The sequence below is a fragment of the Chroococcidiopsis thermalis PCC 7203 genome (assembly GCF_000317125.1).
Classification (GTDB): Bacteria; Cyanobacteriota; Cyanobacteriia; order Cyanobacteriales; family Chroococcidiopsidaceae; genus Chroococcidiopsis; species Chroococcidiopsis thermalis.
The window spans coordinates 3,552,424-3,578,317 of sequence record NC_019695.1; the positions used below are offsets into that span (position 1 = coordinate 3,552,424).

The window sequence follows — 25,894 nt, forward strand, 5'->3', positions numbered from 1 at the left end:
ACTCTCCAAAACCCTATAACAATCACCATGACTAAAACACGATTAGCTATCACTTACGTCAGCTATTGTCAATGAGTACATTTTTCATATAATGGATGAAATATAAAAATGAACTTTTATTAAGCTGTTAAGCGAGGAGAAAGTTAAAGATGTATGTCGTGCAAATTGCCTCTGAATGCGCTCCCGTTATCAAAGCAGGCGGCTTAGGCGATGTCGTCTACGGGCTGAGTCGGGAATTAGAGATTCGGGGAAACAGTGTCGAGCTGATCCTGCCCAAATATGATTGTATGCGCTACGACCACATATGGGGATTGCACGATGCCTACCGCGACTTATGGGTTCCTTGGTACGACGGTAGAGTTCACTGTTCTGTCTACTGTGGTTGGGTACACGGGCGAGTTTGTTTCTTTATCGAACCGCATTCTCAAGATGACTTCTTCAATCGCGGCTGCTATTACGGTTGTAATGATGACAATATGCGATTTGCTTTTTTCAGCAAAGCCGCTTTAGAGTTTCTGCACCAGAGTAATAAGCGCCCCGATGTGATTCATTGTCACGACTGGCAAACAGGGCTAGTACCTGTGATGCTGTATGAAATCTACAAATATCATGGCATGGGGAACCAACGAGTTTGTTACACGATCCACAACTTCAAACACCAAGGGATTGCTGGAAACGAAGTCTTACAAGCAACAGGACTGAATCAGGCAGAGTATTACTTCCAATACGACAAGCTACAAGATAATTTCAATCCCTTTGCCATCAACCTGATGAAAGGGGGGATTGTCTACTCTAACGCCGTCACGACTGTATCACCTAACCATGCTTGGGAAGCTCATTATACAGAAGTTGGCAGTGGTCTAGGTCATACCCTACACCAGCATCAAGATAAATTTAGCGGCATTCTCAACGGTATTGATTACGATTTCTGGAATCCAGAAGTAGACCGATACATACCTTTTAACTACAGCTCAGACGATTTTGAGCAAAAAGTCTATAACAAAAAAGCTTTGCGAGAACGGCTTTTACTGCGCGACGAACCAAAAAAACCAGTTATCGCCTACATCGGTCGATTAGATAATCAAAAAGGGGTTCACCTCGTCCATCACGCGATCTATTATGCTCTCCAGAGAGAAGCGCAGTTCGTCTTACTAGGTTCGGCGACAGAACCAGGAATCAACGCTCATTTCAAACATGAGAAAAACTTTTTAAACGATAACCCCGACTGCCATTTAGAACTCGGTTTTAACGAAGAATTATCTCACCTCATCTATGCTGGCGCTGATATGATTCTCGTCCCCAGTAATTACGAACCTTGCGGATTGACACAGACAATCGGGATGAAATACGGTACTGTACCGATCGTGCGCGGAGTTGGCGGGCTGGTCAATACGGTGTTCGATCGCGACTACGATCCCAACAAATCTCCAGAAGAACGTAACGGTTACGTCTTCTATCAGACCGATTACGGTGCTTTAGAATCGGCAATGGATCGGGCGATTGGTTTGTGGTACAACCATCCTCAAGAGTTTCGCCAGCTTGCCCTACAAGGCATGGCATACGACTACTCTTGGAACCATCCAGGCACGGAATATCTGAAAATTTACGATCGCATTCGGCATCAATAATTGCTTACCCAGTCAATCCTTTGAGGGCGGGTTTTTCAATCTCTTCGTAATTGACAGAGATCTTTGAAAAACCCGCCCCTACAGTAATACGACCAATTACCCATTACCCATTACCCATTACCCATTACTTGCTATAAGTCACGACGCGATCGATCCGAGGTCTGCCGAATCTCTCCCAAGCATTGCCCCCACGTAGAAATAATTCCATCCAACGAATCTGCTTTCCATTCGGATCTTGCCAGCCAGAACTCCCTGGTGCGAATGCCAGCGTCCCTTCGGGAACGCGGAAACTACCATCCGAATACACCGCATCGCTGACCGTATCCCCTACTCGAATCGTTACCTTAGTTTCTGGTTCTAAGTTGACGCGATCGGCGGAAATGGTAGTTTTAATGTTACCGTAGCCATCGATCCACGCCACGCGATCGCTTGGTGGATCGGGAATCTGCTGCGGATCTAACTCGTCGCCTAACAAACTTAAGTCGTCAGAGGCGATCGCTGCTGCTGCTTGAGGAAATACGTCTCGCGATCGAAATTGCGAACCGCCGCGAGAAACCTTGACAATTTTGATTGTCTGTGCTGCCGACTTAATGAAAGACAGAGTATAACCTGCATTAACTCCCACAACTTTGACGTTGTTGGGTAACAGTACGTATGTCAGTCCCTCCCCTTCATTGTCTTTCCTGGGTTGTGCGTCGTCCTGGCGCGGCGCACAATTATGATAAATTAGCCTTTCTGCTGTACCGGGATTTAGTCCGAGTTGAGCCACCCAAAAGCCAGTGGCTAGCGTGCTGAATGGTGGTACGGAAACCCAATGAATTTGCGCTGTTGGTAACGACATCAATAGCCGTTGGGTAACTTCAGCAAAAGCTGGGTCGCCATTTCCATAATCTGCAATCAGGTTAATTTGCATAAGTTATTAGCATATGTAATTGGTCACAGCCTGTAAGATTCGTTCCGCTGCGTGTCCGTCTCCAAAAGGATTAATAGCTGTTGCCATTTTTTCGTATGCAGTTGGGTTACTTAACAACTCAGCCGCCGCCATGACGATTTCTGCCGTTTGAGTTCCAATCAATTTTGCCGTTCCAGCCGTCACTGCTTCAGGTCTTTCTGTCGTTTTACGCAAGACCAAAACTGGTTTACCCAAACTCGGTGCTTCTTCTTGCAAACCACCAGAATCGGTTAACAGCAAGTGCGATCGCTGGATCGCCCCTACTAATTCTCCATAATCTAGCGGATCTGTCAAGAAGACTCTCGGATGCTGACCTAAAATCTCTTGTAGCGGTTCGCGCACGATCGGATTGCGATGCAATGGCAACAATAAAGCTGTATCCTCAAACTTTTCTAGTATCTGCAAAAAACCTTGGGCAATTCCCTGAAGCGGTTCGCCCCAGTTTTCTCGCCGATGCACTGTAGTTAATAAAACTCTATATTTGTCCCACTCTAAACCATCGATCTGACAAGCTGGTTGCTGTTCTGCTACCGATAGCAATGCGTCAATGACCGTATTACCCGTTTGGTGAATTTCTCCTAAAACACCAGAACGTTGCAAATTCTCTACTGCTTGCGGCGTGGGGGCAAAGTGCAAATGTGCCAACTGAGAAATCAATCTGCGATTTGCTTCCTCTGGATATGGATCGTATATATTGTCTGTTCTCAGTCCCGCCTCTACATGTCCTACCGGAATTTTTTGATAGAATGCTGCCAAAGCAGCTGCAAAAGCCGTAGTCGTGTCCCCTTGAACTAAAACTAAGTCCGGCTGCTGCTGTTCAAACAGGGTTTCCAATCCTCGCAGACTGCGACAAGTAATATCGCTCAGAGATTGTTGCGATTGCATAATTTCCAAATCTGCATCTGCCTTAAGGTTGAATAGTTGCATGACTTGAGCAACCATTTCTCGATGCTGTCCGGTTAGAACAACTTGGGTATCAAACTGAGGTGCGCGTTGAAACACCTGAATCACTGGTGCTAGCTTAATTGCTTCTGGGCGAGTGCCTAAGATAATGCAGACTTTTTTCATTGAGCTGGTTTTGCTAGTGGTTCATTGGTCAATGGTAATTGGTCAACGGTCATTTATCGTACAGTAAATATCAATGTCTTACCCTTACTACAAAAACCATGACTCAGCTCGACCGAGCTGCTATGCAAGCTCGAAATAAATTACTCGCTATGTTTCTACTACTCTGCATTTTAGACGTTACATTAGCGATCGCAGTACGGGACAGGTGGGCTATCGGTCGTATCTTACTAACAATTGTCGTGATGTATTTTGTGATGCAGGGGCGAAAATGGGCAAAATGGCTTCTAATTGGTATCTGTAGTTTGTTTGTTGTCAGTCTAATCGCAGTGATTGTGGCACTGAGTTCAAGGCTTTCTACTATTTCGATCGTTGGAAGTTCAATCGCGATCGTTCTCAGCGCTATTATTCCGGTCTATATGGCAAGTAGCAAAGATTTAAATCGTTATTTTGCTTATAAAAGACAAGGTTATTCCCAATAGACTCGATAGTATATCGTTAGCAACTTATCGACAGCTCTACAAAAATGAAAAAACCCAGCTGGTCACTGGGCAGATGCATTATTTGGATGAAATAAACTTAGCTTCCGCTAGAACTTTGGCTCCGTATCGCAGGTCAAAGGACAAGCTGCATAGACGGAAGTATCAATGTCATCTGCCTCGCCATGCAGCCAGCTCAACCATTTAACTTCATGTGGGTGAATTCCTTTCAAAGTCAACATGCTAGCTCCAATCAGCACTGCCAAAACGTTGAAACCAATTACACTTCCTGCTACTAATAAAACCGCACTTACTGGCATCACAGATTGCAGTACCATCGACAACAAGAAGGCTACTGTAGCCATCAAAACGACTAAAGGAAAGCCCACAACGAGCAAACAAACTGCTAATGTGAAACTCCAGATTAAAAAGCTTTTGAGTGTAAATAAAGAAGAAGATGTCCCTAAATTGGAGCTTTGAGTTAAAGCCATAGTTTCTCTCCAAAGTCAATGCAAAAATTCAAATTTGTAAAATTCTGTACGCCGAGTCGGAGCCAGTTAAGCCCTATTGAAAATTAGTATACAGATACCCATAGATAAGATGATCGGATAGTTATTAATCTTTACACTAGATAATTTCTGTTTATAAATCCGAACGGAAAAGCATATGAAAATGCTTTGCAAGTCACAACATCTATCTTGAGATATATAACCTCAAAGTCTTTTAGATACTAGCTTTCACAAAGATCGAGCGATAAATCTTTTGTGAAGCAGAACCACGAGTCAATCCAGAAAACGATCGCACCCTTATTGGCTTAACATTTCGTATAAATACAGTGGTGGTTTCTCATAATTCCTCCCAGACTTATTGACCAAAAAGAAAGCGATCGCCCACCTTAATTCCTCATTTTGATAATCGTTAGATTAAAACTATCCTCAAAGCAAGTTCATGAATTTTTATAACTGAATTTTTATAACTAGTGAATAGTGAGTCACAAGTGGCTAGTAGCCAGTGGCTGAATTCTTCATCTAGTCACTAGTCACCAGTCTCTAGTCACTGAATAACTGATAACTGATTAGGGGAAAACTAAACGTGTAATCACACAGACTTGAGGCATATGACAGAACCCCAACGTCAGCCAAATTATCCACCTCCCGCACCCCGCGTTCCTCCCATACCACCACCACCGCAGCGAATGAATTCCAGTGGAGATACGGGAGTGGTGAGTTCGACGCAGCCAATCCAGCCGATACCCAGCACCCATGTAGCGGTGAATGTGACAGGGGTGAATTCGACGCAGCCAATCCAGCCGATACCCAGCACTCATGTAGCGGTGAATCCGCCGGAAGAACCGTTACCCTTACCATCTACAAGTCCTCGTCTCAACGTACCTAGACCAGCACCACCTAGTGCTGTCCGTCCCAGACAAAGTAAAATTAGTAACGCGCCTACATTAGAACAATTGGTACGAGAAGCATACGATCGCGGTATTTCCGACTTACATTTAGGAGTAGGTGAAGTACCGCGCTTTCGCGATCGCGGTCAAATTATACTTACCGATCATCCCCCGATCGACGAAGAGATTTTTTTCAGTTGGCTGCGAGAAATTCTGAGCGATCGGCAAATCGAGCAATTCAAAGAAGATTTAGAATTTGACGGTGCAACCCAATATGAAGGATTGGTGCGGGTGCGGATCAATATTTTTGTTGCTCTGAATGGTCCAGCAATGGTACTGCGGCTGATTCCGTTAAAAATCTTAACAATGGAACAACTGAATTTGCCACAGGTATTTAGAGATCTATGCCACTACCACAAAGGATTAATTTTGGTGACAGGACCGACAGGTTCGGGTAAGTCTACCACGATGGCAGCAATGATCGACTTTATCAACAAGACGATGCCGAAGAATATCATTTCAATTGAAGATCCAGTTGAATTCGTGCATGTTAGTCAAAAGTCGTTGATCAAGCAACGGGAAGTAGGAATTCATACATTAAAATTCGATAACGCCCTCAAAGCATCCTTGCGAGAAGACCCAGATATCATTCTGATTGGGGAAATGCGCGATCGCGAGACAGTGAACACAGCCCTCAAAGCAGCACAAACCGGACACTTAGTATTTGGTACGTTGCACACAAACAGCGCTGTAAAAACTATCGAACGGATCTTGAACCTTTACAATCCCGAAGAACAGGGACCCATGCGAATTCAGGTGGCTGAATCGCTCGTAGCAGTCATCGCTCAAAGCTTAGTTCGTACTACAGATAGCAAACGAGCAGCCGTACACGAAATTATGATTAATACAGACGCAATTAAAGATTACATTATACGTAATCAGGTTGAAGAAATAGAGGCAATTATTCCTCGTTGTGGCTTCGAGGGTATGTGTACCATGAACCAGTCTTTGTATCAGCTATACGAACAAGGACGAATCACGGAAGAAACAGCCCTAGAAGCCTCACCCAAACCCAATGAAATGGCTATGACCCTCAGAGGTCGAGTCTAGGAAGAGGGGTGAGGAGTGAGGAGTGAGGAGTGAGGGAAATTTTAGATTTTGAATTTTGGATTGCTCATTTTGAATTGCTCCTCTGCTTCCTTGTCCCCCTTGTCTCTTTTGTTCTCCCTCGTCTCTCTTGTCCTTACTCTAACCCCCGCTAAAATTGAGTCATTCCAAATCGCTCCAAGTATTTAAAGGCATCGCCCTGTTTACGCCGGGGGGGGATCTGATTTATTGTATCGATCGCTCTAAACAGCAGCGCTGGCATTTACAGTTATGCATGGAGCTACAACAAATACTAGGACTGCCAGAGCCACCCCACTTTCTCGTTCCTTGCTACACAGCAACGCTAGATTGTTGGTTAGATCCACAGACTCAGCACATCCAAACCTTTGCTGAAGCTTATCCATTAGTGATGCGCCATCAGGCATTACTCAATGCAGTTTTTGATGTCGGAGAATTAGTGTGGCAGGCAGCTCCTTGGTCGGAAGAATTTTGCGATCCGATCGCATTAGCTACCTATCGCGCTTGTTTTCCCCAATTGTGGGACGATCGTGGTTTGATCGTGCGGTTCGATCCATCCACTGCTACCCCACATATGAGATATGATGCGACTGCTAATTTCTCTCAGACGGAGCTAAAAGCACCGGAAATAGAAACCACAGTTACAGCTACAGAGGCAACCCCAGCAGAATCTCAATATTCCGAAAAGCTAGGTTACGTGCTGCGCTTATTTGTAGCGGGACACAGTGTAAATACCGAGCGAATCCTTCAGACTTTACATCAGCTGCTAGAACAATCGCTACGCCATCCTTACACCTTAAAAGTTGTCGATGTCTTTAAACATCCAGAGCAAGCCGAACTATATCAAGTTTCTGCTACCCCTACTTTAGTCAGAGCGTGGCCTCACCCAGTCCGAAGACTCGTAGGTGACTTAGATAACACGGCTAAGATTTTGAAATTGCTGATATCGCCGGAATTATAGGAGACAAGGGAGACCAGGGAGACAAGGGGGACAAGGGAGAGAAGAGAGAGTCGCGGAGCGATCGGGAGCGCAAGGTTGCTGAGGGAGCAAGACAAGTCACAAGTCACAAGTCAGAAGCGATCGCGCACCACTCACTACACCCCACACCCCACACCCTACACCCCACACCCGATTCTTCACTGCTCGTGCGCTCCCTGACTAATCCTGCTGGTGGGAGAACAAGTAAGCACCGTAAAGAGATAAGGCGATCGCGACTATGAATAAAACAAGAATGCTATACCAAGGAAACTGCGATAGTGGTAAATACGCAGCCGCTCTTAGCCCAATACTGGTGTAGGTTAGTGGTAAAAGGTAAACAACCACTTTGAGGAAACCTGGTAGCGTCCCAGGCTCGAAAAATGTGGCTCCCAGGAATGACATTGGCACGATGAGAAAGTTGTTAACCAAACCTACGCTTTCGAGCGATCGCACCTTTAACCCAACTATTACCCCCAACCCGGCAAATACAGCACAGTTCAAAATTAACAGCAGCCAGAACAAGGGATTGAGAAAACTCCAAACCTTACCAGTAAAGATCGCCGCCACTAAAACCACCGCTGCTGAAGTCATTAACCCCCTCACAACTCCAGCTAGCATTTTACCCATGTGTAAGGCAAGGGGATGAACGGGGACTAAGAGCAATTCCTCAAAGGTTTTGGCAAATAGGCGATCGCCACAAATTGAAAATGTCGTGCCACCAAAGCTAATGGTCATGGACGATAGCGCCGCCATTCCAGGCAAGATAAACTCTAGATAGCTATCACCTACAGCAGGCTTGGGCAACGAACTTCCCAAACCCAGACCAAACGCCAAAATATAAATCAAGGGCGACACTAAGCCTGAAGCAGCAACTTGGGCAATCCGCACTCGTAATTCTAGCCAATCGCCCCAAAATATCGTTAAACTATCTGCTATCAGGGTTTGTAGATAACTCTTTCTTGCTTTTAACGTGCCAACTTGAAAATCCACTTACTTTGAGTCCGAACTACGAATTCATACTTCTTAATTTTATGAAAAATCAGGGATCGGGAAGCTGGGAAAGAGAGTGACTAGTGACTAGTGGCTAGTGGCTAGAATTTCTTCCTTGTCCCCCTTGTCCCCCTTGTCCCCCTTGTCCCCCTTGTCTCCCTTGTCTCCCTCGTCCCTAAGTCTTTCTTATCCCTACACCCTACACCCCTATCAACGATGAGACGTAAAGCTACTACTAGAACTGCACCTGCTCCGAAGTCTTCACCAGTCAAAACTGCCTTTAATTACCTTTCGGTTATGGTACTGGCGGCTGTGTTGATCTTAGGAATTGGTATTGGCATTGCTTTTAGTTCCACGACAATTACCGATACTCGAAACGTTGCCTCTCGCGAGTTTATCGATCGCGCCGCACCTAATGCCGATCTGTGCGTGCAGTATGGCGCTAGTGCAATGGTCATGGATACTAGACTATTTGTTTCTCTCAACCCCTTCAACGTGTATGTATCTCAGCCTAGTATGCGCCCAGGTTGCGTGCTGAGAACCAACAGCTGGAATCTTTTAGAAGACCGTAAATTAGTGACTAACGAACAAGTGCGAGATTGCAAAAACCGAATGAATACGTTTGGTTTTACGGGAGATTTAGGCACTTCTCCAGAAATTAATTGCGTTTATCAAAATGACGGAGCCAAGAATTTCTATCTGACGCAATCTGGCGGTACGCCTGGTCAGACCGAACAATTCTAAAAGCTAAAAAAGGCTAATCAGGTATTTATGGGGGCGTACAGCTAGCTGTACGCCCCCTAAAACTAATGAATTACTGCAAGCGATGTCCGCAAGCAGAACAGAAGCGATCGCTCGGACTGACTTCCGTACCGCACTGACTGCAAAAGCGGTGCGTACCTGAGACTGCTTTATCCATGCGCAGTTCCATGTTACCCATGCGCATTTGCATTGGATTCATACTCATTTCCATGTCACCCATTTTCATAGGCTTCATTGGCTCCATCGGTTTCATCGGCTCCATTGGCTCCATCGGTTTCATCGGCTCCATCGGTGGCATCAATGAGGTAGGAATATAATCGACCTGCTGTAGTTGAATTTGTTGAGCGCCTTGAAGTGAAGGAGATTCAGCCATCATGCCCATACTATTACCCTGGATTTGGATAAAGTATTGTCCCTGACTAGTCGTAATTTTGACGACTACACCGCTAGCATTTCGGAATGATTCTGGGGATGCTGTCCAACTTCCCGTCACAAAACTTTGACTCGATTGTTGCTGCTGTCCGAGGCTACTACTAGCAGTAGTCACAATTGTTTGCTTACCTTGATTGTCGAGGTAGGCTCTTTGACCCGTGCCAATCTCGCATACGTAAGCCATGAGAACCTCTTTACTGATTAATTCCTAATTACTATTATTATCTAATCTTCTTGCAGTTAAAGAGCGATCGCTTAACATTTATCAGTTAACAGGGAGCAGGGAGTAGAGGGCATTACTCGTGACTCGTGACTCGTGACTTGATTGTGTTTCCCTTGTCCCAATTTTGACTTTTGACTTTTGACTTTTGAATTCTCTTCTCGCTACACTCTTCTATAGAGCTGAATCTGTAATCTTTCTCTTCCTGGAATTTCCCTTTCTAGATCCACAAAAGTTTTTTCCAGCTTGTAGTTTTGTCGAAGATAGTTTTTCATTCTATCTAAAATATTTTTATTTTCAGTGCGATCGCTAGACACGATCGCATAAAGTGGTTTTTTTGCCATAATTGTATCTAGCTCTCTAGCCGGATCTCGATCGGTGATTTTTGCTAGTTTTGTGGTGATAAATAGAGGAAACGCATATCTAGTTGGTACTTGAGCTGGTACTAAGCAGTAAATTACTGCGTGATAGTTAAAGACATATATATAATCTGTAGAACTCACTCTTTGATTCAAGTATCGAGCAATTGCAGAGGGAGTATTTCCCCAATCTTCTATTCCTTTAATACCGCGAAAGTATATATACTTTCCGCTGAGTTGAATTTGAGGATATAAATTATTAAATATCGGCGTTACTAAGATGAAAGTCAATAAAAGAATGTTTTTAAAATTCGTAAATTTATTAATTTTTAAAACTATATTGTTAATTAAATAAGCATTGAGCAAAGCCAAAGAAGGTAAAACTTGAATAAAATAGTTTGCATAAAAGCTTTTAGGAGAAGAAACACCAAGAATGGCTGCAAATATCCACACAAGTATATAAACTAGCTTTTTATTCTCGCCTAAATTATGTCTACCAATTGTTCTCATATAAAGAGGTGTCGCGAATAAACCCAATAATAGAAATAAGTTCCTCTTAATTTGAATTGTCAATCCCGATGCCAAGCTTGCCAATGTCACTCTCTCCCCAGTGACACGCAATAAGTTAGCTGTGAAATTAGCAGATACATAATCGTTGAAGTGACCGTTAATCCAAAAATAAACTGCGATTAAGATAGTAGGAAGGATAAAACCAGAAAGCAGAAACACGTAGCTTCGCCAAAGGTGTTTGAATCGATACTTTTTAGTTTTTGGTGGCAAAAACCGCAAAGCGATCGCCGTTAAAATTACAATAGCAATGAACTCAAATATCACGACTTGCTTAATTGATAGTGCTATTCCCATTGCCAAACCAATAGTAAATAGCCGTAGGAAATTGCGGCGCACTGAACCCTCAGTATTTATTTGAAATAACTGGTAAAATGAGAATGTGGTAAAAACGGCAAAAAATATTTCTGTATTAGCGGCAAGTTCATCGTTCCCTGTTGAAAAAGTAGCGTAAAGCAAACCTGCTATTAATCCAAGTTGACGCTGACCGTTACTCAGTAATGTACCAAACTTATATAAGAGAAAGCAGGTCAGTGCAACAGCCAAACAAGCCGTAATAGCTGTTGAAAAAACTGAATTGCCGAATAGAATTATACCCAGACAATAAATTAGGTATATCCCAATGGGTTTGTTGTCCCAAATTTCTGTATAAGGAAGTTTACCCGCCAGAAAATCTCTGGCTATCAAAAAGTACAAACCTTCATCACCGTTGTTGTTGATCCCAAACTCAAAGAAGGCTGGCAACCGTAAGAGAAAAACTAAAATCGTAAAGCCTATACAAACTAATAAATCTATCTGTTTGACTTGCTTTAATCTCATATTCATTCTGAAATTAATAAGATTTAGTCGAAAAAATAGCCGAGCTCGAATTACAAGGAACAATCAAAGCTAATACTTTTCCAAAAAAGTTAGATCAAAAATATCCCATGTAGGTTTAAAATCTCTGTAATTTTCTATACAAAAGATTGAGAAATACACTAATAAATTGTTTCTGAACGGTAAAATAGAGTTAGTTAATTTGTGCGGGTATGGCTATAAATAAAGGAGGCGATCGCATGACAGTATCCACATCAATTCCTCAGATGCCAGTACCGCGAACTTTTGCCACAGTTGCAGAAGAACGTCGCGATCGCAAACAACGCTTAGCGGTTGCTTTCCGCCTCTTCTCTCGCTACGGCTTTGATGAGGGTATCGCCGGACACATCACAGTCCGCGATCCTGAATACCGCAATTGCTTTTGGGTCAATCCCTTTGGAATGCACTTCGGACAGATTCGCGCGCGAGATTTGATTCTCGTCAACGACAAAGGTGAAGTTGTAGAAGGCAACAAACCAGTTAACGCAGCCGCCTTCGCCATCCATTCTCAAATTCACGCCGCCCGTCCCGATATCGTCGCCGCTGCCCACGCCCACTCTCTCTACGGTAAAAGCTGGTCTAGCCTCGGTCGCCTCCTCGATCCCCTCACTCAGGATGCTTGTGCTTTCTACCAAGACCACAGCTTATTTGACGACTATACCGGAGTCGTACTCGATCCAGCCGAAGGCAAACGCATTGCCCAAACTCTAGGACAAAACAAAGCCATTATTCTGAGAAATCACGGTCTACTGACTGTAGGAGAAACAGTAGACGAAGCAGCTTGGTGGTTCATTACAATGGATCGTTCCTGTCAAGCGCAACTCATGGCAGAAGCCGCTGGTATGCCTCGCGTCATCGATCCTCAACAAGCAAGTACTGCCCACAGCCAAGTAGGTTCTCACCATATCGGCTGGTTTAGCTTTCAACCGCTGTATGACAGAATTGTGCAGCAAGAACCCGACTCGCTTGATGACTAGCAACTCAGCCATCAGAATGCCCTAGATAGGGCATTTTGTAATTGTGCCACCATTTGAGCGCGGGATGAGACATTCAATTTGCGAAATATACGTTTGAGCGCTTGTTTGACAGAATTTTCAGTAATCCAAAGTTGCGTGCCAATTTCGGCATTTGTCAATCCTTGAGCCACTAAATCGGCTATTTGAATTTCACGCGGCGTAAGACGAAGAGAATTGTCAGCGCTGGATTTAGATCGATCTATCTCTAAATGGCAGCTAACAGAAGGCGATCGCATTGTTGCCATGCGAGTAGATAAATGCAAACAAATTGCACCCAGATCGGTTAAATCTTGAGTGGTAAAGGCAAGATTGCCCCGTTCGCGAGTCAATCCAATTCCACCCACTAGCTGGCTGTTGCAGACAATTGGTCCTGTCATGACATGCCAATGATCGGCGCGGGGACAAATTGCTCTCCAGGCTTTAGGTGACACGACTAATGCTTCATGTACGGGTGCGTGGTGTTCGACCAAGTAGCGTAAAACTGGATTGTATTCTACCGATGTAGCGAATTTGAGAATACCTTGCCACTTGGGATCGACAGAGGAAAGTTCATCAAAGAAAAATAGCCTACAGCGGCGGGCTGCAAAGTACTCGCTGACTGTTACCATGACACGCTGGTGTACTTCTGGAAGATTTTGCGCCTGAGCGATCGCCGTCAATAAAGATTGTAAAGAATCTCTCATCATTGTGAGTGCAAACTGTACCCGATCGAGGACTAGATGCAATTGGGAGAGCAATATTATCTTAACTTCAGTGACAGTCAATCTTTTGTCAATTCACCCTCAGAGAAAACTTTAGCATGGCATTAAGTTCTAACTTCAACTTTGCACCGACAGCATCTCGGCGCTGGACTCAAATGGGTTTTTACATAGTAGCAGTACTTTTCAACCTTTGCCTGACTATCCAAGTGTTAACCGTTGGACTTGCCTACTTTTACAATCCTCAATGGTGGAATGTTCATGTTTGGCTGGTGCGTGGTTACAGTGGATTGTCTTTAGTTTTATTGGTGTGGGTGTACCTAATTCCATATCCGCGTCGAGTGCGGAGTTTGACAACAAGTATGCCAATATTGCTGGGGTTACAATTTCTCACGATTCATCTGAAGTCACCCTTACCTTTAGGTGTACTTCATCCCTTGTTTGGATTCGCGTTATTTTCTGCATCCACAACCTTAGTTCATCATGTTTGGCGCATTTTATCGACTAAGTCTAATGTGGAAGAGACTGCTTTGACACATGATTAATGACTACCTTCACGAGTGTTCGTAACTTAAATAGACATGTTCTAGAACATATGAGAATAACAAATCCAGTAAAGACTATTTACAGTCTTCTGAAAATGGTTGTTAGTACAAACTTAGGTGTGAATGTCATGGGCAAGAAACTTGAAGATATTTTTAATTATCTCCAAATTTCAGATTTAATTGCTACATCAGGACAACCAACTGAGTCACAAATAGCAGCAATTAAAGAAGCGGGTTATCAAGTGCTAATTAATCTTGCTCCACTCGAAAAATTTGAAACTACATTACCGAACGAAGCAGCATTTGTGGAGTCTCTGGGTATGGAGTACGTTCACATTCCCGTCATTTGGAATAAACCAACTTTAGAAGACTTCGATCGCTTTGCTCAAGTCATGCAAGCTAATAGCGATCGCCCTGTTTTTGTCCACTGTGCGGGTAACTTTCGCGTTTCTGCATTTATGTATCTCTATCGACGAATTTATCAAAACATAGATGAAGAAGAAGCACAAAAAGACTTACACAAACTTTGGGTTCCTGATGATACTTGGCAGCGACTTATGAAAGAGGTCATGGGTAATGGGTAATAGGTGGTTGGTAGCTGCACCGCAAAATGATTGGCGATGGTACAGGGATCTTCAACAAAACCTGCCCCTACAAATTCTACTAACTGTTCACTCCTTCCAATTCATTTTCGGTCATTTCATACATCTGACGCAACTTTTCTAACTTTTCAGGATCTGCATTCCAAAAACCGCGTCCGTGTGCTTCGATCGCTCTACCAACAATATTACGAAAAGCTTCGGGATTTGCCTTGCGTAACTTTTCTGCCATCTCTGCGTCAAGAACGTAAGTATCTGCGGCTTGGTCATAGACCCAATCATCGGTAAAATCGGCAGTCCCGCCCCAACCAATTAAAGCTGTCATGCGCTGAGAAATTTCAAACGCACCTCCCGAACCTTGATTTACCATTGCCTCCGCCCATTTCGGATTGAGTAATTTGGTGCGGTATTCCATTCTGAGTAAATCGTCCAAATTACGCGGTGTCGTATCCTGAGAAAAACTTTCGACAAAACTCGCAGTTACTTTTTTCCCTCGCTGCTTTTCCGCTGCCTTTTTCAAACCACCCGTATTAGCATAGTATTCTTGAATATCCGTCAGACCGTATTCGACAGAATCGATTTCTTGAACGATGCGATCGCACTTTTGCAATAATTGCGTCAAGACTTCCGGTCTAGCCCGTCCCTTATCTTGTCTACCATAACTAAATACATTGCGATCGCGCCAAGTATTGCCTAACTCATCCCCCGATTCCCAATTTCCATCCGTGACTCGTTCGTTCACCATCGAACCGAAATCGCCTGCTGGATTGGAAAATAGCCGCGCCGACGGATTTTCTACGCCCTGCGCTTGTAAGGCTAAATAGTGCTTGCGGATGAAATTTTCTGTTTCCGATTCCTCAGCCATAGCCGCCCGTTGGAATAGATCGTCGAGTAATTCGATAATGTTGACAAAGCTATCGCGAAATATGCCGGAAAGATTTCCTAACACGTCAATTCGAGGATGTCCCACTTGGGCAAGCGGCTTCAATCCATAACGAACGATTCGCCCCGTACCTTCCTTGATGGGTTCCGCGCCGACTAATTCCAGTAAAATTCCTAAAGACTCGCCCCGCGTTTTAATTGCATCCAGTCCCCATAACATCACCGCCACGGTTTCGGGATATGCCCCATGTTCTTGTAGATGTTGGCTGATAATATTTTGCGCGATCGCCTTTCCTCTTTCATATGCCGCAGGTGAAGGCATTCTGTAGGGATCTAAAGCGTGAATGTTGCGTCCTGTAGGTAACACACCCATACCATCCCGCAACAGATCGCCTCCAGGTGCAGGAGGGATGTACTCACCATTGAGTCCGCGTAGTAAATTGGTTAATTCCTCATCCGTTTGCATCAATAAATCGCGGATTTGTAACGCTTCTTCTAATTGTGCGATCGCATTGACGGGCGGGTTTTGAGGAAAGCCGTCTCGTTTTGGCTGTGAATCTTGGGCTAAACCCGCCCCTACAATTTTCCCATTTGCGATCGCGTCTACCACATCTGCTGATAATTCTTCGCCAAAATATGCTTGCAGATAACTTGCTAATTGTTCCGCATCTGGAGGTTTTCCTAAAACGTGTAAGCCGCTGGAAAACAGGCGATTTTCTAATACTTGTAGATACTCGTATACCTGTAATAAATAGCGATCGAAGACGACTTTACTAAATAACCGGGCGTTCTCAGGAGTAAAAGCAATCCCTAAATGCTTTGCTTCTGCCAAGGGACAATCTGTATTAATTCCCGTATCTACAATTTTCTTACAAATTGCTTCTTTCAAAGCATAGTTCTTCTCTGGATCTTCACGATATTCAGCAATTAAATCGCGCAATGCTACTAACTCTTTGTATAAGCCTGCCCGACCGTAAGGAGGAACGTTATGAGAAATAATCGTACCGTATCCTCGCCGCTTTGCCAAAATTGACTCAGAGGGATTATTCGCAGCATAGATATACAAATTGGGCAGATTTCCTAACAAAATATCCGACCAAGAATAGCCTGTGTTTCCCAAAGGAGAACCAGGCAACCATTCCACCGTCCCGTGCATTCCAAAATGAATCACTGCATCTGCTTGAAATTCTTGTTGCAACCATTTGTAGTAAGCTGCATATTGAGGATGGGGAGTTAAATCGCGATCGAACATCAACCGCATCGGATCGCCAGGAATACCTAAAGGCGGTTGTACGCCAATCCAAACATTACCTAACTGTACTCCACCCACAAGTAACTCATCACCGTAAGTTTTAATACCGCTACCGGACAGAGATTTCCAATGTTTCTCAATTCGAGATGTTTGCAAGTAACCAAGCCATTTTTCTAACCTCTGCGTGGGAACGGTATTTTGTAGGGGCGCATCGGTTGGAACGATAGATTGTAGGGGCGCACGGCTGTGCGCCCCTACAGGAATATTTTCATCTGCCTGTTTTACCCACCGGATCAATTCTTCCCCGTCTTCCGGTAAGTCTCCAACGGTATAGCCTCGATCTTTTAAAGTTTGAAGTAATTTCAGCAGCGATCGCGGTACATTTAATAAGGCTGCCGTCCCTGTAGCTCCGTAACCAGGGGGAAAACCATAGAGAATAATAGCTATTTTCCTTTCAGCCGCAGGTTTCTGACGCAAAACAATCCATTTGTGCAACCTTGCTACCAAACGCTGGACTCGTTCGGGGATCAGATAGATCTTTTCTCCCACCAAGCCACCCAAAGGCACGGTATCGATCGCGCCGTCGAGTTCTGGTAGTGCATATAATACGACACTTTGCAAGCCCCCGATTCCTTGGCGCGTCCAAGAATGGATGTCTTGAATTAAGAGTGGTGCAGCAACGATATAGGGTACGTTCTTGGCGCTGAGAATGCGCGTAGCAACTTCTACCTGTCGTCCAGCTTCCATCGAACCCGCCGGACCACCTACCAAAGGAAAGCCAATAGTAGAAACGATTGCATCGACTGTAACAGCTTCACTCGATAAAGAAGGAGTTTCGACATTTCCTAGCTGTCTTTGTGCGGTTTCATAAGTTGTCGTCATCCAATCTCTGACTGCAACGTGTCCTTCTACACCGTTAATAAAAATTGGTAAAGGGATTAATCCTGCCCGTTCAAAATAGCGAATTAATTGGGGAATATAAGGTTGTTTGGTGATGACGTGTTTGCGGTAGAGTAGAATTCCAACAATTGGTTGTGTAGAGAGGTTACATGTAACCTCTCTACATTTTTGATACCAATTTATATATTCGCGGGGTGAGGTGAAAAATCCTGAATAATCGGGGTGTAATAACCCCATATTGGGTGTTTCGATCGGGGGAGGAATATCGCCTATTCTTAACCCTAAATATTTTTCGGCTAGCGTCCAAAATAGTGCCGCAACATTATCCGCGCCTCCTGCATTCCAATAGCCGTAGATAATTAGCCAGTTGCGTAAGTCTTGCACTTTTTGAACTGGGACGTATTTTAATAGTTTTGGTCCCACTTTTAAAAAGCTGATATATCCTGCGAGTCGGTCTTCTTCTCGTCCTTGACTAAATTTATCCAGAATAAATTTAACTGGCTTGGGCATTCCTTTGGGTTTGTCACCGATCGCAAATGCACCGAGTTTGGTTAAACTCATTAATTCCAAGGCTGACTCAAATACCAAGCGAATTGGGATCGCGGTGAGGCGATCGCGCAACCACAAAACTTGATCGTAGTCAAATAGCAAGCTACCGAAGAAAACATCAGCGTTATCGAGTGCAGCCTCTATTTCTGTAGGTTTGGTAGAAATATCGCGATCGCTAAATACGCAAATTTCTAATTCTGGGCAGCGGGAACGTGCCAAATCTGCCGCTTGGCGGTACAAGTCAGCGTTGAAAGATTCAAACCCAGCGATCAGTACTATGCGCTTCATGCCCAGATGTCAAGAAATTTCTACTTCGATCTTAAGGAGAAATTTCTTGCCTGGGTAGAGATGCGATCTTCGATCGTGATTTTCAACCGGATGAGATACAAGACCTGTAGTAGGGGCGCACAGCTGTGCGCCCCTACCAATGTATGCCATCTTATCTCAATCTCGCCACTACCCAATTCGATCCAACCAGCCGCCAACATCTACAGATAATTTCTGCCCCAACCTCAATAGATAGCGCAGTTGAGTCAGATCCCAAAGACGATCGCCATTTCGACTTTCTGTGTCACCGTCAAGAGTTTGGAGACACTGCGGGATAATTTGACTGTGCAGACAGCGGCAGTAAACTTCTTGGACGCGCGCCAATGATAAACCGAGATTGAGCTGACAACCGATATCGATTGAACGCTCGATTTTTTGAATGTCCTCTACAGCAACATTACCGTGTAATAGTTGCCAGAGCGATCGCAGCATCAGCTGTTCTAGACTCTGTTTAACTTCTGGTAACTTCAACTGACAGCGTAACAAGTTAGCTTCTGTAGCGACTGCTTCTAATTCTGCCCAGTGTTCCCAAGTGTCGCGATCCCCAATTTCTTCACATAGCGATCGCACCAAATCTAAACAGCGACTACCCAAAGCAATCTCAGCCGCAACTTGCAATTCTTGGGGTACGGGTAAGTAATCGCGGTGGTAAGCCATGAGTACCCCATAATTATCGCGGTAAACTTGGGTGTAGAGCAAATCTAACCGTGTCAAGCTTTCCTGACTTAACATCTGGACGATCCGGTGACGTTCTTCTGCAATTAAATCTTGCAAATTGAACGAGCGATCGCCAAATATTTGAATCAGCTTCTGAATCGCATGGGCAGCGCTAGCTTGTTGCAAAGACTCAAACACTTGCTCTTTCATCTGGTTGTACGATCGCCGCCCTGTAAATGGCTGAATGCAGCAATGAAAATCCCAGCCACCGAGATGCAACACGGCAAACACCAACTCCTCCTTCTCCCAGGTAATTTCTGACGTGAGTTCCAATTGCCCTACGGCTAGAGTCAGCGTACCGACGCGCTGCCATTGGTAGTCTAGCTGATTGACTGTATAGCAATAGATATGCGGAGTAGGAAGCAGGCAGTGAGTTGTAGAAAAGCGCTCCAACTGACTGTTGACCGTTGACCGTTGACCGTTAGAGCCGATTTCCTGTTTCCTAAATAAGGACGTAATGGCATATTGAGCGGCAATTTGCTGAAAGTTAACCTGGGCAGTTAGCACCAGTTGACGGTAGACTTCCGCCCCATGACCGAAAAACTCGACATTACTAGGGGCAAGGCTGAGATGGTTGATAAATTCTTTTTCCAGTTGCACGCCTGCCACATCTTCGGCAAGTTCCAAAGCTCTAGCAGCATAACGCAAAATTTGCGTGCCTTCGGGACGGGAAATTTCTTCAAAGAACCAACCGCAACTCGTATACATTAACAAGGCATGGCGCTGCATCTCCAATAACCGCAGAGCATCGACTCGTTCTGAGTCCGTCAGCGAATGGGATTGATGGCGAGAGAGGAAGCGTTGAACGTTAGCCACCGAGCGATCGCGAATGACTTGAATATATTCATCCCGTGCTAACCAGGGATCGCAGAATAAACTTTTAGCAGCAGTTTCGTAAACATCAATTAAGCGCTCGCGCAGCCAATCAAGGGCGTTGCGTAGGGGTCGCCGCCATTTTTGATGCCACTCACCACCACCACCGCAACCACAATCATCTTGCCAGCGGTCTACACCATGCGAACAACTCCAAGCAGTGACGGGCTTGAGTTCTACTTCCCAAGTTGGCGGATCGAGGCTGAGATAATGGGCGTAGTTCGTTACCGTCCAACCTCGGCGGGGAAATTCTTCTGTAAAGGCATAGGCGAAGGTTTTTTCCGTACCACCTTTGTGATGTCCGAAAGTTTCACCATCTGTAGCAACAGAAATTAACTGTGCGGGACGGCGATCCCCGCGAATTGCCAGTCCCATCCGTCCGATAAACTGATGGGAATTGCTGAGTGCATCGCTAAAACCCATATCCCGCGAAATTGGACCATCGTAGAAGAAGATATCTATGTATGGGGTTTCTTGTAGAGACGTTACATGTAACGTCTCTACATTTGACGATTTCAAATAGCAACGATAGGGACGAGTGGGATCGATCTGGCTACCCCCAACTTCGTGCCACTGAGTTACTGGCTGTTCGTCTGTGGGGATCGTTCGACAGCGCTGGGCTTGGGAGGGAGCGAGAATAATGAAGCGAATTCCCTCTGCTACCAAAGCCTCTAAGGTGGGATAGTCTACCGCAGTTTCCGCCAACCACATGCCTTCGGGAGCGCGTCCAAACCGGGAGCGAAAATCTTCTATACCCCAGCGAATTTGAGTGTATTTGTCTCGTTCGTTAGCTAGAGGTAGAATGATGTGATTGTAAACTTGAGCGATCGCATTACCGTGACCGTTAAGACGAGCGCAACTATTGCGGTCTGCTTCAATTATCCGCTGATACACCTCCAAATCGTAACGCTCTAACCACGACAGCAGCGTAGAACCGAAATTGAAGCTGAAATACTCGTAGTTGTTAACGATCCCCAAAACTTCACCGCGATCGTTCAATACCCTGGCAAAAGCATTTGGACGATAGCATTCATGGTGGATGCGTTCGTTCCAGTCGTGAGCGGGTGCAGCACTAGGCTGACGCTCGATCGCATCTAAGTAAGGATTCTCGCGAGGTGGCTGATAGAAATGACCGTGAACGGTCACGTATACACCTGTAGCCGTTTGCAGGGGATTGAGACTTACTTGATGCTTGGCATCGCGATCGAGCGGAAAATTTGATTCAGCAGCTGGAAGATCGGCAGCAGAGGTCATGAAAGTTATATCCAAATTACAAATTAATTTTTACAAGCTCTACAATCTGCTACCCTACATTGCTCAAAGGAGTAGCTATGTGAAATAACGTGCTTAAGACTCTAGATTAAAACTCAAATGAAGCAGAGATCGAGATAGCTGGGCGGTAAATCGTAACTGATGGCAGATGTTGAAGTCAGTCGCACCCTAGCTTGACCTTGCTCCTCAGCATGAGATCGCACTCGATCTTATTAAACTGCAAGTTTAGGTTTATTTAAGATTGGCTTAATATTTTTGCAACTAGCTTTGGGGATCGGTTCACGAATCTACACGATTGGTTACAAATCAGTTATCAGTTGTCGTAGGGGCGGGTTTAACAACAAATTCACGCCTATAACCAGCAATCTACTTACAAAACCGCCCGTACAAGTTCAGATTTTGTCGGGGCGAGTTTAGCAAAGAGTCACGTCTATAACCAAAAATCTGCGCGCAAAACCCGCCCTTACAGGGTTTATTGTCAACAACCAACAACCTTCGCCTAAAATCGGTTGTACCGATAATTAATCTGCTAATGTCAGGAAAAAATATTCTATTCTCCGTCTTGCTGCTATTTGTCCCAGTATCGATCGCCGCTCACATACTAGAGTGGGGAGAGTTGACAGTATTTATTACGGCAGGGTTGGCTATTCTACCGCTGGCGGCTTGGATGGGAAGTGCAACTGAAGAACTTGCAGTAGTTGTGGGTCCAACTTTAGGCGGGTTGTTGAATGCGACTTTTGGTAATGCCACTGAGTTAATTATCGCGATCGTGGCGCTCAATGCTGGATTGGTTGATGTGGTGAAAGCCAGCATCACAGGATCGATTATCGGTAACTTGCTGCTGGTGATGGGTTTATCGATGCTGCTGGGAGGGTTGCGTTACAAAGAACAGGAGTTTCAGCCTGTGGTAGCGCGGGTGAATGCTTCTTTGATGAATTTAGCCGCGATCGCCATTTTGATCCCCACGGCTGTAGACTTTACCTCTAGCGGGATTAGCGAAGCTACAATTCAACATCTTTCCATTGCGATCGCGATCGTCTTGATGGCAGTGTACATAATGACATTGGTGTTTTCGATGAAAACTCATGTCTATCTCTACGATGCCGGAGTAGCAGCAGCCGAACCAAGTGAAGATGATGCAGAAGAGGCAAAATCTAAGTTGTGGGTATGGGTGGGAGTATTATTAGGGGCGACGATTCTCGTGGCAGTGGAATCAGAATTGCTAGTTGATGCTTTAGAAGTTGCGACATCCCAGCTAGGTTTAACAGCTTTGTTTACAGGGGTGGTTCTAGTCCCAATTATCGGTAATGCCGCAGAACACGCTACAGCCGTCACCGTGGCGATGAAAAACAAAATGGATCTTTCGGTATCCGTGGCTTTGGGATCGAGCTTGCAGATTGCGTTATTTGTCGCTCCCGTACTGGTAATAACTGGCTGGGTGTTGGGACAGCCAATGGATCTCAACTTCAATCCGTTTGAACTGGTAGCAGTAGCAGTATCGGTATTAATTGCAAATTCTATTAGTTCCGATGGTCGCTCGAACTGGTTAGAGGGTACATTGCTGTTAGCTGCATATGCAGTGTTGGGGTTGGCGTTTTATTTCCACCCCGTAATTGACGGTATCGGATAATCCCTCATGTCAATCAAGAATATTATCTCGCTTGGATTGTTGGTTTTCATTCCCATCTCGATCGCAGCTCGTTATTTAGAGTGGGGATCGCTAACAATATTTATCACGTCGGGGATCGCAATCGTCCCTTTAGCAATTTGGCTGAGTACGGCGACGGAGGAAGTAGCGATTGTTACGGGTTCCTCAATTGGTGCGTTGTTAAATGCCGTATTCGGCAATGCCACAGAGCTAATTATCGCCCTAGTTGCCCTTAAAGAAGGATTGGTTGATATTGTCAAAGCCAGTATTACGGGTAGTATTATCAGCAATCTACTCCTAGCTATGGGTTTGGCAATGTTGTTGGGAGGTTTGCGTTACAAAGAACAGGATTTTCAACCTGTGGTAGCGCGGGTGAATGGTTCTTCCATGACACTAGCCGCGATCGCAATTATTCTACCGACACTGGTGATTGAAACTTCTAGCGGCATAGAACCAGTAGCGATTAAAAATCTCTCCATTGCAGCCGCAGTCGTGTTAATTCTTGTTTACGGAATGACGCTGCTATTTTCGTTAAAAACCCACAGCTATCTATACGACGTGGGATTGGTAGATTTGGAAAATGAAGCTCAACCCAAGTCTGAATCGTCTACCCATAAACCTAATCTCTGGCTGTGGGTTGGCGTTCTAGCCGCCGCCACGCTTGCTGTTGCTTACGAGTCAGAGTTGTTTGTCGGTCAGGTGGAGGAAGCTACCGCTGGATTGGGGTTAACTCCTTTATTTACAGGTGTGGTGCTGTTACCTCTAGTTGGTGGTGCGGCAGAATACGTGACAGCAGTGCGAGTTGCGGTCAAAAATAATATGGACTTGTCCGTCTCGATCGCAATGGGTTCGAGCCTTTTGGTAGCATTATTTATGGCTCCTGTCTTGGTAATTGTCGGACAGGTAATCGGACAGCCAATGGATTTAGATTTCAATCCTTTTGAAGCCGTAGCTGTAGCGATCGCCGTGTTAGTCGCAAATCTGATTAGTTTAGATGGACGTTCTAACTGGTTAGAAGGAACTTTGCTATTAGCAACCTATGCAGTCTTGGGCTTAGCTTTCTATTTTCATCCAGTGTAATTTAGAGCTAACAAAAACTCAAGGGTCGAGTGGAATACGCACCCCTCGACCCTATCATTAATTATTGTCAATTAGCTCTAAAACAAGAAAAGAAATTAACATGGCTGCTGGCTATGTCACGTTGCAGTTCTCTGCTTAATAAAGCCAATAATATTGTATTATATTATACGAGTGATGTAGCAATCTAGTTCCATAGCTCTGGAAGTTAGATCGCACAATTTAGTGTCAGAACTATGTTGAAGGTATGAGACAGAAAAAGTCAATTGTATTAATAGTTATCTCTTAGGTTGCCAACAGTCTCTATTGTAAGAGGAGAACTTTAAACAATGGTTAGTCAAAAAACGATTGAAATTGTTAAAGCAACTGCACCAATTATTAAAGAAAAAGGTGAAGAAATTACCAGGCGGATGTATCAAATTGCATTTGAAGAACGACCTGACTATAAACGCAGCTTTGAAACGACTTGGATGCAGCATCTAGACGGTGGCGGACAAGCACGCAAGTTAGCTGCGGCTGTTTACGCCTATGCAACTCATATTGACCGCCTAGATGAGTTAGCTACGGCAGTAGATAAAATTGCCCATCGTCATGTAGAAACTCGCATACTACCAGAGCAATATCCACTGATTGGTGAAAAGCTGTTGCAGGCGATGAAAGATGTTTTGCAAGATGCCGCAACTGATGAGGTTATTGCAGCATGGGCTGAAGCCTATAATGCTTTAGCCAACATCTTTATTCAAAAAGAAAATGCGATCTACAAACAAGAAGATCGAGAACTAACTGAGCAATTGGCGAAAGCTAGTCATCCCTAGTGCATTGGACTGACCGAAGGAAGCCAAAGTAACGACTATTTTAGTCGAGAAGCTGAAACAGGGTGAGTGCCTAATAGACCGTGCGATCGCCTATCCTTAAAATCAAAGTAATCAGAATATGCGATCGCTTTACCCAATATTTCGATTCAGTTTAATGTTCTCAAAGATTTGTAATTTACTATTGCGAAAACCGCTACGAATTAAGTAGTATAAAAATATAAATATGTCACGCTGGTGGCAGTTAAGTATTTAGTTTGAGTAACTTTTGTGGAGTTTATTCTAATTACTCGCTCCAACAAGGACGCATAGCGATCTCACTCAGTTTTGACTCAAAACTAGTCTTGCGTCGATAAGTTCGACGATATTCAGCTGCACGGAGATGCTGCCATGAGATCCGGTGCGAGAAGTTGGCTTCGGTTATACCAATACTGCTCACCTGCTGTGGAATAGGAAAGAGCAACCTAACCAAGGAGCGAACTATGATTGACGCGAACGAGGTTCTCAAGGCAATGTGTGAAAAGTATCAGGCAGCTGTTAGTGCAAACGATTCGACAGCCTATCGGAAGTTATTCGCCACAGATGCGATTCGGATTCCACCAGGATCGGAGCCTGAGCGCGGTTCGGATGAGATTTCAAAGAGCGAACAGAAGGACTATGATGTTGCGAAATGGACTGTTGAGCTGACACCCCTTGATGCTCTACGGATCGACGATCGATGGGTATATGGAGTTGCACAAGGCAATGTAAACACTGTCGCCTACGCTGATGGGGTGACAAATTCATACAAAACTACGAAGACCTGGCTTTTCCATCAAGAGGACTCGGGAGAATGGCTAATTAAGAGGCAAATGTGGAACCTCAGATAACGGTTGAGGTGGGGTTTCTTCTTATGAAACGCGATCGCACCCCTAACTC

The 25,894-nt window shown here is 44.7% G+C and carries 22 protein-coding genes; 12 read left to right on the top strand and 10 right to left on the bottom strand.

Annotated elements, in window-relative coordinates; translation table 11 throughout:
- The first annotated feature begins 149 nt into the window (after positions 1–149).
- Entirely contained in the window at positions 150–1,628 is a 1,479-nt protein-coding gene (gene glgA / locus CHRO_RS15605) for a glycogen synthase GlgA (protein WP_015155195.1), read from the top strand.
- A 124-nt stretch (positions 1,629–1,752) separates the two neighbouring features.
- Here the strand turns inward: glgA and CHRO_RS15610 are convergent, their stop codons facing one another.
- Positions 1,753–2,541 (bottom strand): SAM hydrolase/SAM-dependent halogenase family protein, encoded by a 789-nt coding sequence (locus tag CHRO_RS15610; protein ID WP_015155196.1) that lies wholly within the window; start codon positions 2,539–2,541, stop codon positions 1,753–1,755.
- Between the two features lie 6 nt (positions 2,542–2,547).
- Positions 2,548–3,648, bottom strand: coding sequence for a non-hydrolyzing UDP-N-acetylglucosamine 2-epimerase (wecB, locus tag CHRO_RS15615; RefSeq protein ID WP_015155197.1), 1,101 nt, complete (start codon positions 3,646–3,648; stop codon positions 2,548–2,550).
- A gap of 98 nt (positions 3,649–3,746) precedes the next feature.
- Between wecB and CHRO_RS15620 the strand changes: the two genes are divergently transcribed.
- Positions 3,747–4,127, top strand: a complete 381-nt coding sequence (locus CHRO_RS15620) for a hypothetical protein (protein ID WP_015155198.1) — start codon at positions 3,747–3,749, stop codon at positions 4,125–4,127.
- A 107-nt stretch (positions 4,128–4,234) separates the two neighbouring features.
- Here the strand turns inward: CHRO_RS15620 and CHRO_RS15625 are convergent, their stop codons facing one another.
- Positions 4,235–4,615, bottom strand: coding sequence for a hypothetical protein (locus CHRO_RS15625; RefSeq protein ID WP_015155199.1), 381 nt, complete (start codon positions 4,613–4,615; stop codon positions 4,235–4,237).
- Between the two features lie 626 nt (positions 4,616–5,241).
- Between CHRO_RS15625 and CHRO_RS15630 the strand changes: the two genes are divergently transcribed.
- Positions 5,242–6,630, top strand: coding sequence for a type IV pilus twitching motility protein PilT (locus CHRO_RS15630; protein ID WP_015155200.1), 1,389 nt, complete (start codon positions 5,242–5,244; stop codon positions 6,628–6,630).
- A 154-nt stretch (positions 6,631–6,784) separates the two neighbouring features.
- Positions 6,785–7,606: a circadian clock KaiB family protein gene (locus tag CHRO_RS33815; protein WP_015155201.1), complete on the top strand. Its 822-nt coding sequence runs from the start codon at positions 6,785–6,787 to the stop codon at positions 7,604–7,606.
- 198 nt (positions 7,607–7,804) lie between these two features.
- On the opposite strand, the gene CHRO_RS15640 is transcribed toward CHRO_RS33815, so the two are convergent.
- A complete protein-coding gene (locus CHRO_RS15640; protein WP_015155202.1) occupies positions 7,805–8,614 on the bottom strand; it encodes an ABC transporter permease in 810 nt (269 codons plus the stop codon).
- Positions 8,615–8,715: 101 nt separating this feature from the next.
- Positions 8,716–8,886 carry a hypothetical protein gene (locus CHRO_RS32345; protein ID WP_181824180.1) on the bottom strand — a complete coding sequence of 57 codons (171 nt, stop codon included), beginning with the start codon at positions 8,884–8,886 and terminating at the stop codon, positions 8,716–8,718.
- Here CHRO_RS32345 and CHRO_RS15645 point away from each other — a divergent pair.
- The gene (locus CHRO_RS15645; protein ID WP_015155203.1) at positions 8,831–9,358 is read left to right on the top strand and encodes a DUF3172 domain-containing protein; all 528 of its coding nucleotides are present in this window, start codon (positions 8,831–8,833) and stop codon (positions 9,356–9,358) included. The two genes, CHRO_RS32345 and CHRO_RS15645, sit on opposite strands and share 56 nt — an antisense overlap.
- Before the next feature lie 70 nt (positions 9,359–9,428).
- Here CHRO_RS15645 and CHRO_RS15650 read toward each other — a convergent pair whose 3' ends face one another.
- Complete coding sequence (locus CHRO_RS15650) at positions 9,429–9,992, bottom strand: zinc ribbon domain-containing protein (RefSeq protein ID WP_015155204.1); 564 nt, start codon at positions 9,990–9,992, stop codon at positions 9,429–9,431.
- 200 nt (positions 9,993–10,192) lie between these two features.
- A complete protein-coding gene (locus CHRO_RS15655) occupies positions 10,193–11,773 on the bottom strand; it encodes an ArnT family glycosyltransferase (protein ID WP_015155205.1) in 1,581 nt (526 codons plus the stop codon).
- 236 nt (positions 11,774–12,009) lie between these two features.
- On the opposite strand from CHRO_RS15655, the gene CHRO_RS15660 reads away from it, so the two are divergent.
- Entirely contained in the window at positions 12,010–12,786 is a 777-nt protein-coding gene (locus CHRO_RS15660; RefSeq protein WP_015155206.1) for a class II aldolase/adducin family protein, read from the top strand.
- A gap of 11 nt (positions 12,787–12,797) precedes the next feature.
- On the opposite strand, the gene CHRO_RS15665 is transcribed toward CHRO_RS15660, so the two are convergent.
- Positions 12,798–13,508, bottom strand: coding sequence for a LuxR C-terminal-related transcriptional regulator (locus CHRO_RS15665; RefSeq protein WP_041462499.1), 711 nt, complete (start codon positions 13,506–13,508; stop codon positions 12,798–12,800).
- Positions 13,509–13,624: 116 nt separating this feature from the next.
- Here CHRO_RS15665 and CHRO_RS15670 point away from each other — a divergent pair, with 116 nt between their 5' ends.
- Positions 13,625–14,068, top strand: a complete 444-nt coding sequence (locus CHRO_RS15670; RefSeq protein WP_015155208.1) for a DUF6220 domain-containing protein — start codon at positions 13,625–13,627, stop codon at positions 14,066–14,068.
- Between the two features lie 95 nt (positions 14,069–14,163).
- Positions 14,164–14,652 carry a protein tyrosine phosphatase family protein gene (locus tag CHRO_RS15675; RefSeq protein WP_219335935.1) on the top strand — a complete coding sequence of 163 codons (489 nt, stop codon included), beginning with the start codon at positions 14,164–14,166 and terminating at the stop codon, positions 14,650–14,652.
- A 79-nt stretch (positions 14,653–14,731) separates the two neighbouring features.
- On the opposite strand, the gene bchH is transcribed toward CHRO_RS15675, so the two are convergent.
- Together bchH and CHRO_RS15685 are read right to left on the bottom strand one after the other, a co-directional pair.
- The gene (bchH, locus tag CHRO_RS15680; RefSeq protein ID WP_015155210.1) at positions 14,732–18,538 is read right to left on the bottom strand and encodes a magnesium chelatase subunit H; all 3,807 of its coding nucleotides are present in this window, start codon (positions 18,536–18,538) and stop codon (positions 14,732–14,734) included.
- Between the two features lie 168 nt (positions 18,539–18,706).
- Complete coding sequence (locus tag CHRO_RS15685; protein WP_015155211.1) at positions 18,707–21,421, bottom strand: DUF3536 domain-containing protein; 2,715 nt, start codon at positions 21,419–21,421, stop codon at positions 18,707–18,709.
- A 550-nt stretch (positions 21,422–21,971) separates the two neighbouring features.
- Here CHRO_RS15685 and cax (CHRO_RS15690) point away from each other — a divergent pair.
- From cax (CHRO_RS15690) to CHRO_RS15705, 4 genes are all read left to right on the top strand, one after another.
- Positions 21,972–23,069 (top strand): calcium/proton exchanger, encoded by a 1,098-nt coding sequence (cax, locus tag CHRO_RS15690; protein WP_015155212.1) that lies wholly within the window; start codon positions 21,972–21,974, stop codon positions 23,067–23,069.
- 6 nt (positions 23,070–23,075) lie between these two features.
- On the top strand, positions 23,076–24,167 hold the full coding sequence (gene cax / locus CHRO_RS15695; RefSeq protein WP_015155213.1) for a calcium/proton exchanger: 1,092 nt from the start codon (positions 23,076–23,078) through the stop codon (positions 24,165–24,167).
- Between the two features lie 326 nt (positions 24,168–24,493).
- Positions 24,494–24,979, top strand: coding sequence for a globin domain-containing protein (locus CHRO_RS15700; protein WP_015155214.1), 486 nt, complete (start codon positions 24,494–24,496; stop codon positions 24,977–24,979).
- Between the two features lie 479 nt (positions 24,980–25,458).
- Complete coding sequence (locus tag CHRO_RS15705; RefSeq protein WP_015155215.1) at positions 25,459–25,845, top strand: YybH family protein; 387 nt, start codon at positions 25,459–25,461, stop codon at positions 25,843–25,845.
- Positions 25,846–25,894: the final 49 nt, after the last annotated feature.